General features: G+C 54.0%; 11 protein-coding genes. 6 read left to right on the top strand and 5 right to left on the bottom strand.

Annotated features, from left to right (window positions below; all coding sequences use genetic code 11):
• The first annotated feature begins 37 nt into the window (after window positions 1-37).
• Window positions 38-1,612, top strand: a complete 1,575-nt coding sequence (locus tag P40081_RS29495) for an exosporium glycoprotein BclB-related protein (RefSeq protein WP_042139684.1) — start codon at window positions 38-40, stop codon at window positions 1,610-1,612.
• 514 nt (window positions 1,613-2,126) lie between these two features.
• Here P40081_RS29495 and P40081_RS29490 read toward each other — a convergent pair.
• The 5 genes from P40081_RS29490 to P40081_RS29470 all read right to left on the bottom strand — a co-directional run bounded on the left by P40081_RS29490 (window position 2,127) and on the right by P40081_RS29470 (window position 9,596).
• On the bottom strand, window positions 2,127-2,708 hold the full coding sequence (locus tag P40081_RS29490) for a thioredoxin family protein (RefSeq protein WP_042139683.1): 582 nt from the start codon (window positions 2,706-2,708) through the stop codon (window positions 2,127-2,129).
• Window positions 2,709-2,898: 190 nt separating this feature from the next.
• Window positions 2,899-6,249 carry a DEAD/DEAH box helicase gene (locus tag P40081_RS29485; RefSeq protein ID WP_231575214.1) on the bottom strand — a complete coding sequence of 1,117 codons (3,351 nt, stop codon included), beginning with the start codon at window positions 6,247-6,249 and terminating at the stop codon, window positions 2,899-2,901.
• An 828-nt stretch (window positions 6,250-7,077) separates the two neighbouring features.
• Window positions 7,078-7,764 carry a TetR/AcrR family transcriptional regulator gene (locus tag P40081_RS29480; protein WP_042139680.1) on the bottom strand — a complete coding sequence of 229 codons (687 nt, stop codon included), beginning with the start codon at window positions 7,762-7,764 and terminating at the stop codon, window positions 7,078-7,080.
• 66 nt (window positions 7,765-7,830) lie between these two features.
• Window positions 7,831-8,868, bottom strand: a complete 1,038-nt coding sequence (locus tag P40081_RS29475) for an ABC transporter permease (protein WP_042139679.1) — start codon at window positions 8,866-8,868, stop codon at window positions 7,831-7,833.
• Window positions 8,865-9,596, bottom strand: coding sequence for an ABC transporter ATP-binding protein (locus P40081_RS29470; protein ID WP_042139678.1), 732 nt, complete (start codon window positions 9,594-9,596; stop codon window positions 8,865-8,867). Before P40081_RS29470 ends, P40081_RS29475 begins: the two co-directional genes overlap by 4 nt.
• Before the next feature lie 425 nt (window positions 9,597-10,021).
• Between P40081_RS29470 and P40081_RS29465 the strand changes: the two genes are divergently transcribed.
• The 5 genes from P40081_RS29465 (at window position 10,022) to pstA (ending at window position 14,903) form a co-directional block, all read left to right on the top strand.
• Window positions 10,022-10,468: a hypothetical protein gene (locus P40081_RS29465; protein ID WP_042139677.1), complete on the top strand. Its 447-nt coding sequence runs from the start codon at window positions 10,022-10,024 to the stop codon at window positions 10,466-10,468.
• A 161-nt stretch (window positions 10,469-10,629) separates the two neighbouring features.
• The gene (locus P40081_RS29460) at window positions 10,630-12,048 is read left to right on the top strand and encodes a TolB family protein (RefSeq protein WP_156118729.1); all 1,419 of its coding nucleotides are present in this window, start codon (window positions 10,630-10,632) and stop codon (window positions 12,046-12,048) included.
• 74 nt (window positions 12,049-12,122) lie between these two features.
• The gene (locus P40081_RS29455) at window positions 12,123-12,986 is read left to right on the top strand and encodes a phosphate ABC transporter substrate-binding protein (RefSeq protein WP_042139675.1); all 864 of its coding nucleotides are present in this window, start codon (window positions 12,123-12,125) and stop codon (window positions 12,984-12,986) included.
• A gap of 91 nt (window positions 12,987-13,077) precedes the next feature.
• On the top strand, window positions 13,078-14,022 hold the full coding sequence (gene pstC, locus P40081_RS29450) for a phosphate ABC transporter permease subunit PstC (protein WP_042139674.1): 945 nt from the start codon (window positions 13,078-13,080) through the stop codon (window positions 14,020-14,022).
• Complete coding sequence (gene pstA / locus P40081_RS29445) at window positions 14,022-14,903, top strand: phosphate ABC transporter permease PstA (RefSeq protein WP_042139673.1); 882 nt, start codon at window positions 14,022-14,024, stop codon at window positions 14,901-14,903. The genes pstC and pstA overlap by 1 nt, the downstream gene beginning before the upstream one ends.
• The last annotated feature ends 195 nt before the right edge of the window (window positions 14,904-15,098 follow it).

Here is a 15,098-nt window from a genome sequence, read left to right as displayed (position 1 = left end):
TTCATCCTATTCTACTAGGAAAAGGAGTGCTGAAACGATGAGTTTTTTATCCACGGGACCGATAGAAAATAATATGGTTGGCGGTGTGAGACCAACTACCCAGGTTACAGTCAGAATTGATAACCGCAGTGATATCACTGCCTCCACAGTATCGGTTCAGGGATACTATTTGAGTGGCGGCGTCAGAAACCTGTATGTCAGCGAGGCGATCGATGTTGCTCCGAATCAATCGATAACCACTACCTACTTTGCTGATCTGGATGGTTTAGAGTTTACTTTCTTAACACCTGCCACTGTGAATGATCCGGTCCAGATTTCGCTCTGGGGTAAGAGCAGCACCGGGGCACTGGTAACCGCGCACCGTCTGGTTTCTGCAGAACTGCTGGGCGAAATCTTCGGTATTACCGGAGCAACGGGTGCCACCGGAGCTCAAGGCGCCACAGGAGCGACAGGTTCGGGTGGCGGAGCTACCGGTGCCACAGGTGCAGCAGGAGCAACAGGTGCCACCGGGGCTCAAGGCGCTACAGGAGCGACGGGTTCTGGCGGCGGAGCGACTGGGGCTACTGGAGCAACAGGCACAGCTGGAGCGACTGGGGTTACGGGTGCGACAGGCACAGCCGGAGCGACTGGGGTTACCGGCGCGACAGGCACAGCCGGAGCGACCGGGGTTACGGGTGCGACAGGCACAGCCGGAGCGACTGGGGTTACGGGTGCGACAGGCACAGCCGGAGCGACTGGGGTTACCGGCGCAACAGGCACAGCTGGAGCGACTGGGGTTACCGGCGCGACAGGCACAGCGGGAGCGACTGGGGTTACCGGCGCAACAGGCACAGCTGGAGCGACTGGGGTTACCGGCGCGACAGGCACAGCTGGAGCGACCGGGGTTACTGGAGCGACAGGCACAGCCGGAGCGACTGGGGTTACCGGCGCAACAGGCACAGCTGGAGCGACTGGGGTTACTGGAGCGACAGGCACAGCTGGAGCGACTGGGGTTACCGGTGCGACAGGCACAGCTGGAGCGACTGGGGTTACTGGAGCGACAGGCACAGCTGGGGTTACCGGTGTTACTGGCGCGACAGGGGCAACGGGTTCAGGGGCAATCATTCCGTATGCTTCCGGCCTTCCAGTATCTTTGACAACGGTACTCGGCGGACTCTTGAATACGTCCAGTCTTGTAGGTTTTGGCAGCAGCTCTGCAGGTGTTAGTGTTACAGGCGGGATCATTGATTTGACAGGTGCGGCTGGAACCTTACTCAACTTTGCCTTCTCAGTACCGCGTGCAGGCACCATTACCTCACTGGCAGGCTATTTCAGTACGACTGCGGGACTTAGCTTAGTGGGTTCAACCGTAACCATAACTGCGAGATTATTCCAATCGACTACACCCAATAATAGCTTCACGGCAGTACCGGGCGCCACAGTAACTTTAGCTCCGCCATTGACAGGAGTTCTTTCCCTCGGTACGATCAGCAGCGGTCTGACTACCGGGCTTAGTATACCGGTAACTGCCGGCACTCGTTTGCTGATGGTCTTCTCGGCAACGGTATCAGCCGGAATTGATGTAGCGACAACGGTTGCCGGTTATGCCAGCGGTGGAGTTACAATTGTCTAAACCCGGCGCTGCAAGCCAAAAGAAATAAAACAGGGATGCTCCCAAGCCTATAGGCTCAGGAGCGTCCCTGTTTTATTTACATAGAGCACTCAATTGTAGTTGTATATTTGTACTTCTGTATAGCTAATGTTGAAGTAGGGGGGGCTGATTTCATCCGTTGTTGGTGGCACAGATCAGGTAACTTTATTAAAATCCTGCACAGAATACAACATTCCCCCCCATTAACACGCCCTAAATCTATAATTGTTGTACAAAAGGCAGCAATTCCCTCGTTCCAGGCCGATCAACGAAGCTATTGTTGTATTTCATACAACAATCCTCCCGCACACCCAGGTATCTAGGGATCAGAGTTGCAAAACGTACAACATTTATGCCTTCGTGCGTACTAAGAAGCCTACATTCTGCCGGCAATGAATTGTGTGTAAGGAATTAACAAATTCCTCTCGTCCCGCCGCGATTAACCAGTAAGCTGGTTAGGTTGTTGTCATAAGTGTGGTTTATATAGCCGGCCGTGTTACACCAGATCGCAAGCCTCAGCCGGCATCCAGTGGGCATCCTGGCCGTCCCATTTCACATTGCAGCCGATCGGGTTGGTCAGGGGTTCACTGACCGGTTGCCCGGATACCAGCTCTGTCAGGGCGTTATCCAGATTGTTGACGGTCAGCTTGCCGGTCTCGCGCGGATTATCAACGCCGCGTCCGGTGTAGACCAGCTTGCGGGCTTCATCGAAGATATAGAAGTGGGGCGTGCGCAGTGCGCCATAGGCCCGGGCGGTCTCTTGCGTATCGTCACGCAGATAAGTCCAAGGGAACTTATGCTCCTCCATCCGGGCAACCATATGCTCGAACGAATCATCGGGATGCGTGGTTTCACTGTTGGCATTGATGCCAACGAATTGGACACCCTGATCGCGGAATTTCTCCGCTGCCTCACGGGTAAGCTCATCGGAACCGACTACAAACGGGCAATGATTGCAGGTGAAAAAAACAACCAGGAACCTGGCGGACGCGAATTGCTCCAGGGAATAAGTCTGTCCGTCCGTCGCCTTCAGGGCGAAGTCAGGGGCTGAGTCTCCAAGCGCCAACGTAAAGCTCATTTACAAGCACCTCCTGAATAAGATACAAGCCTTCCCTTGTATTATACCGGACTTGCCAAACGCTTCCAAACTGAGCAAGATTACCTTCATTCCCCAAGCATCACAGGAGATCTTCAGCATGATTGTACTTTATACAACAGAAGTCGTGAGATTTGGCGCAGAAAGCTATTCTATTGCAAGCCTGCCGTTGTCATATCGCGAGTATCTCGCGGATGTCCTGCTCGCTCAGGCTGGACAGGGCTTCCTGTCCCGGCTGAATTACTTCATCAATCAGATTCTTCTTCTTCTGCTGCAGCTCGTACATCTTGTCTTCTACGGTTCCCTGCGCAACCAGGCGGATGACCTGCACGACCTTCTTCTGTCCGATCCGGTGGGCGCGGTCAGCAGCCTGCTGCTCGACAGCCGGATTCCACCACAGATCGTAGAGAATGACCGTGTCGGCTCCGGTCAGATTAAGGCCGGTGCCGCCCGCCTTCAGCGAGATCAGGAATAGATCACGTTCCCCTTCATTGAAACGGGTGCACAGCTGGGTACGCTGGGAAGCCGGTGTTTGTCCGTCCAGATAGAAGTGCGGCACACCCAGCAGGGCCAGTTCGCGCCCGATCATCCCCAGCATTTGCGTGAACTGTGAGAAGATCAGCATCCGTTTGCCGGAGCTGCGGCATTCGTCGATAATCTCCAGCAGCTGTTCGAATTTGCCCGATCCTCCAGTGTACCCGTCCACGAACAGGGAGGGGTGGCAGCACAGCTGGCGCAGCCGGGTGAGACCGGCGAGGACTTTGATCCGGCCGTTGCCGAAGCTGTCGCTGTCCAGATGCTTGAGCGCTTCCTTGCGCAGTCTGGCCAAATAAGCGACGTAGAGCCTTTTCTGCTCCGGCAGCAGCTCAGAGGCCTGCAGTGATTCGATTTTGTCCGGCAGCTCCTTCAGGACATCGCTTTTGAGGCGGCGCAGCAGGAAGGGGCGGATACGCTTTGCCACAGTCTCCCGGGGAAGGTCATGGAAGGCCTTCTTGCCGGGGAACAGCCCGGGAAATACCACGCCGAAGATTGACCACAGATCCTCGAGCGCATTCTCCACCGGCGTTCCCGTAAGCGCGAAACGGTACCGCGCTTGAAGAAGCTTAACTGCCTGGGCAGTCTGCGTCTCATGGTTCTTAATCATCTGCGCTTCATCCAGGATGAGGGTATGGAAAGACCGCTTGGCGTATTCCACGGCATCTCTGCGCAGCAGCGGATAAGAGGTAATGATGACATCATGGCCGGCTGAATTCCGCAGCGTCCGGTTGCGTTCGTCCGCACTGCCGTCGGCAATGGCTGCCTTGATGTCCGGGGCGAAACGCTTCAGCTCATTATGCCAGTTGTAGAGCAGCGAGGCCGGGGTGACAATGAGCGCAGGGACTCCGCCCTGACGGATATCATCAAGCTCGGAGAGCAGGAAGGCGATACTCTGCAGCGTTTTGCCGAGACCCATATCATCCGCCAGAATGCCGCCGAAGCGGTAGTGGGCCAGCGTCTTCATCCACTGGTAGCCGTACTGCTGATAGTCGCGGAGTACAGAGGCCAGACTCTCCGGCACAGGGAAGTCCAGATTCTCGGGACTCGCCATATTGGCCAGCAGCCGCCGGAACGACCGGCCGATCTGGACGGAATCGCCTTTGCCGGTATCCGCATGCAGGCGAAGACCCCGCACCAGCGGCAGGGAGAACTCTGCATGATTGAAGTCCCCGTTCTGAACGCCAAGCTCATTCATCAGGGCGATAATTTCCAGGAATTCTGCAGTTTCCAGCGGGAGCAGCGCACCATCCGGCAGCCGGTAATACTTACGCTTCTCCTGCAGGGATTTCAGCACCAGCACGATGTCCTTCTCCGGAATACCATCCATGCTGAACTTGAAGTCCAGCCAGTCGGTCTTCTCATTCCAGCTCAGGCTGACCTTGGGCATGGCATGCTCCGTAAGCACTCTTTCCTTGACCGCAGTAGTGGCATAGACCTGAAGCAGCGGCTCCAGCAGCGGAATGGTATGGTGGAGAAAATCGAATTCCCCGTCCTCATCCCGCATGATATATCCGCTCTCCGTCCGTGCGAAGGACTCATGGGCCATCAGGTCGAGAATCCGCCGTTCGGCCTCCCCGTCCCGCATCAGAATCACTTCATTGCTCCGCTCATGCGCCTTCTCATCCAGCGGGTTAATGACAATCCCGCCATATTGGAATTCAAGCCCGGCGAGCAGCCGGTCTCTGACCCGGTCGAGATAGAGTCTGGCGTGAAGCTGCGCCTGAACGATTCTGTCCGCGATGGCATCGGCAATGAATACCTGGCCCAATTTTTTGAGTCCGGGAATGACGCCCTCCATGAATGGCTCCATCTGCTCCGGGGCAATGGCAATTCCGTCCTGCCGCGAGGGGTTCAGCAGCTTTTTCAGCTCAGCGAGACGCCCGCATTCCTGCACCGGCAGCTTCAGCAGCTTGCCCTCAGACAAGACAAGCCCGTAATCTTCCAGAATCGTAAGCTGCTGAAGCCCCTGGACATCCAGCCGGTACCCCTCTCCTTGCGCCTGATCGAACTGGAAGCTCAGCGGGAGTGCCTCAGCGGAGAGAGATAGACGTTCGTGCAGGACCTGGCCGTGCTGCAGACGGGCTGCAGGTACAGCCAAGAGTGCCGGCAGCAGGCTCTCCCAGAAGAAGGGAGGAACAGCCAGCAGCCGTTCATTTCCCGAAGTGCCGGTATGCGGAGCGTAAGGGCTGATGCTGCTGCGGTATATTTTTTCATTCAGCATGATTTCAATCAGCTTCACGAGCACCTCATTATCTTCCTTCGAGAAGCTGTGCAGGGCGGGATCATAACTGAAATGTCTGGAGAATTCAAAAGGCTCACCCCGGTGAACACGTTCCAGAAACCCCCGGATTTTGGGCACGATATAGAGGCGCTTAGGGCCTACTTTCAGTTCTATGCCCAGCATTGTGCTGCCGAAGCTGTAAGAGAAAGGCTTGCAGATGAACTCTACCTGAAGCGGTGTCCGCAGATCCATATAAGCTCCGGCTCCGCTCGGCCGCTGCCGCACTCCGGTGAACATCCCGAGCATGCTGCTCACCAGCTGCCGGTCCCCACTGCGCCCGGTGTATCCGTCTCCGGCAGAGCCGGAATGGCGGGGTGTAAGTATACCGGTCTCTCCCGTGAACGCCTCCGGCTCTTGCCCATCCGGATCGGGAGTCTGGCCCATGTCCATATCTTTGCCGAGATAAAGGACACTAACCAGTGCAGCTGCAATATGTTTGCAGAAAGGTCCGCCGCGGTAGTAGGCCGGGCAGGTACACTCCCCGTTAACATCATCGTCACTATCTATGGTCAGCACTACTTCATGGCTTTCCAGACCATGAACCGCAGCGCGGTATTTCGAATATTCCCCTTCAACGTTGTGCTCTGTATAGATAAGATCAACCTTATGAGCGTGATAATAAGCTACCCCCTGATCAAAAGCGGCCCTGCCGCACAGCAGCTTGATTACCCGTTCCGGTACCTGGAAACCCAATGTAATCCTCACTTCCTTCTATTCCTGATGGCTAACTGGCTCCCAAGCCAAAGCCTGGTTTGTCCCGTTCGACAATCGTTATAGTACCCATAATAACAGAACAGGCGTACGCCTTCAAAAGGGTTTATGCTGAGAGCAGTTCTGTATGCTCTGTCCTGAAGAATTAAGCAATGCGGGAGTTATCTTGATGGATAGCAGCGGACTGGGGTGCTCTATTTGCCCGGACAATATCATTCACCGCGCCTGCGGACCCCATTACAGTTATTTATGTGTAAATTGTGTACAAAGAGTAGTAAGGTGGCAAATAGAACCGGGCAGGTGCATGAGCAAGAATAGCAGAGAAGCAGCAGTTCGCAAGGTATAAGTGAGGGAGTAGAAGCGGCAGAACTAGTATAGCGTCAGATTTAAAGTAGTGAAAATCACATGGGTAAATCGCTTGCTGAGGGTTTGAAGTGACCTGATTATGGCTTATGCGTATGCTTAATTGTACATTGTACAACTAAATCATCTGATTTACAGGCGATTCTCCGTTTAGTTGTATTTCGTACACTTAAACTGCCTTATGTAGACTGGTTATCACCAATTCGGCAGATTTAGTTGTACAGACTACAGTTATAAGAGACAAGCAACGTTTTTCGCTGTTTTTAATTGCATAGTATACAACTATCACTGAATGTCCACTTGGAGGAACTGATTACATCAATTGTTGTATTGTTGAACCAGTAGAACTGGCAGCAGCCAACCAAGTAAAAGCCAGCCTGGCCAGCACGATGTGCTCCCAGACCGGCTCAGACTGTACCGAAATGGCGTAGCTGCTCCAGCAATGTCCCATCCAGCCGCCTACAGTGTCCTTGCCCCGCCAATTCCGTGCATGATGAAGCTGACGGTCTGCTCAATTTCTTCCTCGTCATTCCAGTCATGGTCCGGCATCAGCAGCAGGCGGGCCAGCAGATAGCCGATGACCGAAGAGATGGTGAAGCGGATGATCGCAGGAGTAGGAGCATCCATAATCTGGCCCTGCTCCTTGAAATGCTCCGTAATTACAGTGACACGCTCCAGCACCTGGCTGAGAATATTCTCGACCAGCTGTTCTCTGAGCGCGGGCTGGAAGGGGATCTCCTGGATAAGGATTCTGATAATTTTGAGATTCTTACGGGCGAAATCGAGCCGGTTCACCATAAATGCCTTAAGGAAGGCTTCATAGCTCTCAAAGGATACATCCAGCACACCGCTGAAATTACGCATCACAAACGGAGCGATCATCCGGCTCATGGTGGGGACTACGATGGCCAGCAGCAGATCTTTTTTGGTTTTGTAGTAGCGGAAAATCGTTCCTTCAGCCACGCCTGCCTTCTGGGCGATCTCACTGGTGGCCGCTGCCGAGAACCCCTTCTCCGAGAATGTATCAATGGCCGCCTGCAGAATGGATATCTGCTTGGGAGTCATTTGTTCCTTTTCACTGAGGGCCAGCAGCTCTTGAATCCACTGCTCCTGCCCCTGCTGCTCAGCAGCATTGTCTTTCTCCATGATGGACCCTCCAACTCTCTTGCTCTTACCTCCAAGTGTACCACAGCCTATACCGCTAATTCGAAGTTACATTTTGCGGTGCTTGCGCAAGGCCAGCACATTCAGCAGCATGAACAGCAGGGAGAAGCCGATCAGCATGAATACATCAAGGGCGATATCATTCCAGCCTTTGCCGCGGATCATGATATCCATCAGCGCCTGGGCGCCGTAGTAGATGGGGGTTGCCAGTCCTACGCGCTGCAGCCAGAGCGGAAGGGTATCGAGCGGAAATAGTCCGCTCAGGAAAATCTGCGGCACAATGACCAGGGGAATGAACTGGATCATCTGGAGCTCATTGGCGGCAAATGCCGAGAGCAGGGTGCCCAGCGTCAGCGCCGACATCGAGAGCAGCAAGGTCATCAGCAGAACGTAGCCGAAGCTGCCGGCCATCATAATGCCAAGCACCTGGATTGAGAACCAGGAGATCAGCAGCGCCTGAAAGACGGTGAAGATACCGAAGCCGCAGACATATCCAAGCACGATCTCCCAGCGCTTCAGCGGAGTGGAGAGCAGGCGTTCCAGTGTTCCCGTGGTCCGCTCGCGCAGGAAGGAGACACCCGCGATCAGGAAGACGAAAAAGAATACAAATACCCCGATCATAATCGGGCCGAAACGGTCGATCGTCTTCATATCCTCGGCGCCGTAGAGATAGCTGATCTGCGGCTGATTCTGTACACTGCCTGCCGCTGACGGCTGCAGGCTCTGCATAGCTTCCTGCAGGGCCATCATTACGGCACGGTTAGCGGTCGGGTTGCTGCCTTCCAGCATGATCTCAGGAGTGGTTCCTTTCATTGTAATATAAGCATCAATGTCCCCGGCCTGAAGGGCGGCGTTGCCGGATTCATCATTATCATAGCCGGTAATTTCAGCCTTCTGGGCTTCCAGCGCGGTGCTGAACACTGCAGCACCGGGGGCTACACCGATCTTCGGCTCATAAGCATCACCGTTAAAGACCAGGCTCATCAGGCTGAGCACCAGCAGGGGCGCGATGAACATCAGCGCCATAGTTCTTTTATCATGGATGAATTGCTGCAGAATTCTCAAGGTAATCGCACGGATTCTCATGGACGTACACCTCCATAGTACAGGAAGGCTTCTTCAATGGTAGCGGAGCCGGTTGCCTGCAGCAGTCCGGCGGGAGTATCTACTGCGAGCAGAACGCCATCCCGGATCATAGCCAGCCGGCTGCATTTCTCCGCTTCATCCATAACATGTGTGGTGAGTACAATCGTGGTGCCATTACGGTTCAACGCCTTGAGTTCCTTCCAGATCGACTGGCGCAGCACCGGATCAATCCCGACCGTGGGTTCATCCAGCAGCAGCAGGGGCGGCTCATGCAGCAGCGCGATGGCCAGTGACAGGCGGCGTTTCATGCCTCCGGAGTATTGGTCTACTCTTTTGCGCAAATGCTCCTGCAGGTTCACCAGCTCCATTACATCTCTGATCCGCCGTGTGCGGTTGCCGCCCTTCAGCCCGTAGAGGGAAGCGAAGAACTCCAGATTCTCCTTGGCGCTCAGTTCCGTGTATAGCGCATCAGACTGGGCCATATAGCCGATCTGCTGCAGCATGGCAAGCTTCGGCATCCGTACCCCGAGCACATTAATCTCGCCGGAGGTAACTTCGTCTATGCCCGTGAGCAGCTTGACCAGCGTGGTTTTGCCGGAGCCGGACGGGCCCAGAATCCCGAAGGTTTCCGCATGCTCCACCTGTAGCGTAATATCCTTCAATACCTTCTTGCTGCCGAAAGCACGGTCAACATGAGTTACTGTAATCACTGGGTTGGCTTGTTTCATTGTGATCTCCTCAATTCTCAGCATAATGAGTGAGTACTCACTCATTATAATAATGATTCGCTTGGTAAAAGTAAATCTCTTTTCCAAGTACACAAAAATATATATCTGACGCTCTATTGATCTCCGCTATTGCGGACAAATAAAGGAATCTGAGTCCGATTAACCTGGGAATCTGCATGTTTTACCCGAAATAGCTGATTGTAAGTCCGCCAGACTGGCGGACAGATTATGAGAAGCTTCGTCAGGCTCCCGCAGAGCACATGCACGATGTATTAAGGACGTGGAGCCGTTTCCGCTTGCCGCCGCATCAAACATATTAAATTTTATGGATTACCCGTTTCCTTATACCGGTTATCCGGGTAATAAGGAGAATACTGGAGATTGCCGGCAACCGGAACCCATTACATTAGAAGGTGGTGCGAATCATGGCAGGACATAAGCTGCTCCTTACTCTGGGAGTGCTTCTGGCAGCGGCCGGACTTAGCGGCTGCAGCAGTACAGACGGAGCAGAAGCGGACAGCGGAGCTTTTCATACCCTGGCGGAAGAGAATGCGGACGCGCAGCAGTATTTGCCTGACGATCTGCCGATACCGGAAGGCGCGGGCATCACTTTTACCCAAGGTGAGGTGGCAGAGGGGAAGAAATCCTCTATGCTGATCTATGAGACAGAGGAAAGTATGGCCGCTCTTGGAAGTACATATCAGAAATATGTAAGGGACAAGGACCTGGAACGCGGCACAGAGATTGTCGACAGCAACAACATTCTAATTAATGGCAAGGTGAGCGGTTCTTATTCGTATTCTATTATCGGCAGCAGCTCAGACTCGAAGCCCGGCGGTAATGAGATTATTGTGACGTGGATACTGAATTAACATAACTTTTACGGTAAGGCCGGCCCGGGATTCATTCCTGGGCTGGCCTTTTTGTATTTACTTTTACAATTAATATTTCCATAACATTCCTCTGCAACAGAATTGACATTCGTAGATGAAAATAACATTAGCAGTTACCTATAGGAAAAGGGTGAATCTAATTGACAAACAGTAAATGGATCGGCGCAGCTTTGGCTTCAGCACTTCTCGTAACAGGGGGATCAGTAAGTGTTTTGGCTACAAGCAGCAGTGTGAGCGCCGCCGCCGTCAAGACAGCCGCAGTCGGGGAGGGAAGTACTACATGGAGTATCAATGGTACGCCGGTTGCACTCAGCACAATCAACAGCGGTGGATATAAACTCTATTCGTTAAGCCAGGTGGCAGGGGAGCTTGGAGCAGGACTTGTGCTCGGCAGCAGCGGATTTCTATTAAATGACAGCAAGGGCCTACATAATGTACAGATTCAGGCGGGTGTAAAAAGCTATCAGGTTGATGGTGAAGCACAGGAATTTACAGTAGCACCTGTCGTTCATAACAGCAAAACCTATGTTGAACTCACGAAGCTGGTTACCGCACTTGGCGGTGAACTGCAGGCTGAAACCAGCAGTATCCTGAGCTTCGCCCGGCCGGCCGGCCAATTCGATACCCTTCACTGGAGTGCGGACGGCGGCCTGATCGCCAGCCAAAGCGACGCTGAATCCACACTGCTCTATAAATTCAGCCAGGTGCCGGGCAATTATGAATGGTTCTCTTCCAATAGCAGTGCTGTGGATTATGCAGTTTCTGCGGATCAGCAGTGGGGTGTGTTCAGCGGTGAGACAGGCCTTCTGCAGCTGATTAACCTGTCCAGCGGAGTGATCACTACCCTTGGCAAAGACACCAGCGTGAAGACTGACCTCGTATGGTCCAGCGACGGCAAGACAATCTATTTCATTCAAGGCGACAAGCAGGAGAAGCTGGCGCAGATTTCTGTAGAGACCGGAGAGGTCAAAGCGCTGCTTGAGGATAAAGTGGAGAATAAATCGGAGCTTCGCGTATCGGCGGACGGCAAAACTGCCGTGTACATTGTCAATGTAACAGGCACAGCCAAGAATGATGCCGACAGTACAGAAGATTCACTGACTGTAGACTTCAGCAAAGCCGGAGAACAGCTGTACAAGCTGGATCTGGCCACCAAAGGCGCGAAGCCGGCAGCCCTGACTACTGCGCTCGACAACAAGCTGTACCCGGAGATCCTTGCTAATGGCAGCGTAGTGTACCTGAGTGCAGATCCGGAGGGCACTGCCGCCAACACCCTGAAGTCGATTACAGCTGACGGCACCAGCACAGATATCACCTTGAGTGCTGAAGCCAACTGGTCTGCCGGAACAAGTACAGGTCTGGTGGTTGCAGGCTTGAGCGCAGATGGCAGCACTGTAATCTACTCTATTGCAGGCGGCGCGGCACCGGTTGAATTATTCCGCACGGCAGAAGATGTGTCCGAGGTGTCTGTCTCGAATGACGGCAGCAAGGTGGCCATTGTCAGCGACGGCAAAATCCTTGTAATTCAGAACGGCAAAGCAGTGCAGCTGTCCAATTAATACTGACTAATACTGAGCTTCACTGATTCACAACAACATATATCGGCGCTGGCCGCCGGGAGGAGAAATTATACATGAAGGTTTTCCGGAAATTAACAGTTACAGCGCTCACCGCGGTTATCGCGGTTACCGCAGCTTTTGCAGGGGTTGCCGCTGCTGCGGACGGTCTCAAGGGTAAAATCACCGTTAACGGTTCGACCGCACTGCTTCCATTGACGCTGCAGGCCGCCAAAGAATTCCAGAAGCTTCACCCTAAAGTGAAAATCGCCGCTTCAGGCAAAGGCTCCGTAACCGGACCTCAAGCCGTGAAGAAGGGCATTGCGGATATCGGCGCCTGCGACTGGGATGCCAGCATCGATGTTCCGGGCTTCAAAGCTTTTGAAGGACAGGTAGCGAACAAGGTAGCGGTCATTCCTTTTGCAACCATCGTGAACAAAAACGTCGGTGTAGACAACTTGACTACAGAACAGCTTAAAGGAATCTACTCCGGCAAAATCACGAACTGGAAAGAAGTCGGCGGAGCTGATGCCAACATCGTGGTTATCACCCGTGCCTTCGGTTCCGGTACCCGTGTCAACTATCAGGCGAAGGCACTTGCCGGCGGAGATATTGTGAAGAAAGAGAAGAACTACAAGGAAACCGGCTCCAGCGGCGACATGAAAACAGCTGTGGGCACTACTCCTAACGCTATCGGATACATCGACCTTGTCTACGTGACCGGCAGTGACATCAAAGCCGTGAAGTTCAACGGTGTGGAAGCGACTACGGACAATGTTATCAACGGTTCATACAAGATTTGGGCTTACGGCTACTACATGACCAAAGGCCAGCCTACCGGCGCTACCAAAGAATTCATCGAATACGTGCAGAGCAAGAAGTTCCAGCAGGGTTCGCTCAAAAAGCTTAAATTCATTCCGATTGCCGCCATGCAATCCTAGGATCAACCATAGTACAAGGTAACAGACTGATAGGTAACAGCGGCCAGCTCCGGAGCTTCATGCGGGGTTGGCCTCTTACAGGAGGGAAAGTATGGGGGCACCGGTTCATAGCCTGACAGCACAGACACAGAAGAGCCTTGAGGAAGTTAAAGTAAATACCAGAAGACATAAGAGACATCTGCTTGGCAACACGATATCCCGTTATTATTTCCTGTTCAGTATCCTTGCGCTTTGTGTGGTGCTTGGACTAGTTATTGTATTCATCGGCAAAACGGCGCTGCTGCTGTTCGGGAGCGTCTCGCCGCTCGATTTCTTCTTCTCGTTCAACTGGACACCGGAAGAGGATGCCTTCGGCGCCGCTGCCTTTATTGTAAATACATTATCGCTTACCGCATTGACCCTGGTCATCGCCGTACCAATCTCAGTCGCTATGGCCGTGCTCTGTGCGGAGATCGCGCCTAAATGGCTGACAAGCTTCATCCGTCCGGTGCTGGATCTGCTGGTCGGTATTCCTTCTATTGTATATGGTTATCTGGGCTTGACCGTACTGCTTCCCTTCCTGCGAAGAGTGAGCGGAGAAGGCCTGGGGGACGGACTGCTCGCCGCAGCCCTCGTGCTGGCGCTGATGGTGCTGCCGACCATTTGCCGGATCAGCGATGATGCCATTGTGTCCGTTCCGCGCAAATACCGTGACGCCGCGTATGCGCTGGGCTCGACCCGTCTTCAGGTCATTATGCGCGTTGTACTGCCGGCAGCAAGCCGGGGGATTGTCTCAGCCGTTATTCTCGGCATGACCCGTGCGATCGGCGAGACCATGGCGGTGGTTATGGTGATCGGCAATACGCCTCAGCTGGCGAAGACCCTGTTCACGCCAACCTCCGTGCTGACCAGCAACATTGTAATGCAGATCTCTAATGTTGAGTTTGAGTCCACCTGGAACTACTCCCTGCATATGATGGCCTTCCTGCTGCTGCTCATTTCCTTTGTGCTGATTCTAATTATCCGCGTGCTGGGCCGGAAACGGAGGGATGCCTGATGAACGGATTTACTCGTACACGATATACGGCAAGGGCGCAGCGGCGCAACAAAATAGCAACCATCGGTTTCTACACACTGGGCGCTCTGGTGATGCTGCTGATTTTCTGGCTGCTGTTCACCATCTTAAGCAAAGGCCTGCCGGCGCTCCGGCCCGACTTCCTGATCAAGCAGCCGGAAGAGATGGATGCCGGCGGGGGGATCGGCCCTGTGCTTTTCAACTCCTTCTATATTCTGTTCATCTCGCTGCTGATCTCGGTTCCGATCGGGATCGGGGCAGGTATCTATATGGCAGAGTATGCGCCGGATAATGCCTTCACAGGCGCATTGCGCATCTGTGTGGAATCCCTGGCCTCCGTTCCGTCCATCGTGTTCGGCCTCCTGGGCCTGGCGATCTTCGCCGAGTACTTCGGTGTCGGCCTGACCATCCTCGGCGGAGGCGTGAGCCTGGCACTGCTGAACCTGCCGATGCTGGCCCGCGTCACGGAAGAAGCCGTGCGCGCGGTCCCCGGCGAGATCCGTGAAGCCGGCTATGCACTCGGCATGACGAAGTTCCATGTCATCCGCAAGGTCGTGCTGCCGGTAGCCCTTCCGGCTATCATCACCGGCGTCTGCCTCGTGGCCGGACGCGCCTTCGGGGAATCGGCGGTTATTATCCTGACCGCCGGACTCAGCACCTCCGGTGAGATGTGGGATTTCAATCTGTTCTCGCCGGGTGAGACCCTGGCGGTCCATCTGTGGTACGTGCAGTCCGAGGCGATTGTCGAGGATGCGCGGCAGATCGCGGACAAGTCCGCTGCGGTGCTGGTGTTCGTAGTCCTGCTGATTAACTTTATTTTCCGCTTTCCGCTGTGGCTGGGGAACCGCCGCCGGGGGCGCTGAGACTTAGACTTGGAGCGGTATATGTGAATGACAGGCTGCCTTTGCTGTGGATAATCCACGGCGGGCAGCCTGTTTGACGTGACAGGAGACGCGGAGGATCGCAGGCGCCGGAGGGCTTTTTTTCACAGGGGAGCCTATCTATTTCCATTGCTTAAAATTATAATAATACTAGAATGAATGAAAGCGGTTATAAGG

Source organism: Paenibacillus sp. FSL P4-0081 (assembly GCF_000758565.1).
Classification (GTDB): Bacteria; Bacillota; Bacilli; order Paenibacillales; family Paenibacillaceae; genus Paenibacillus_AQ; species Paenibacillus_AQ phytohabitans.
This window is presented reverse-complemented; position numbering and strand designations above follow the sequence as displayed.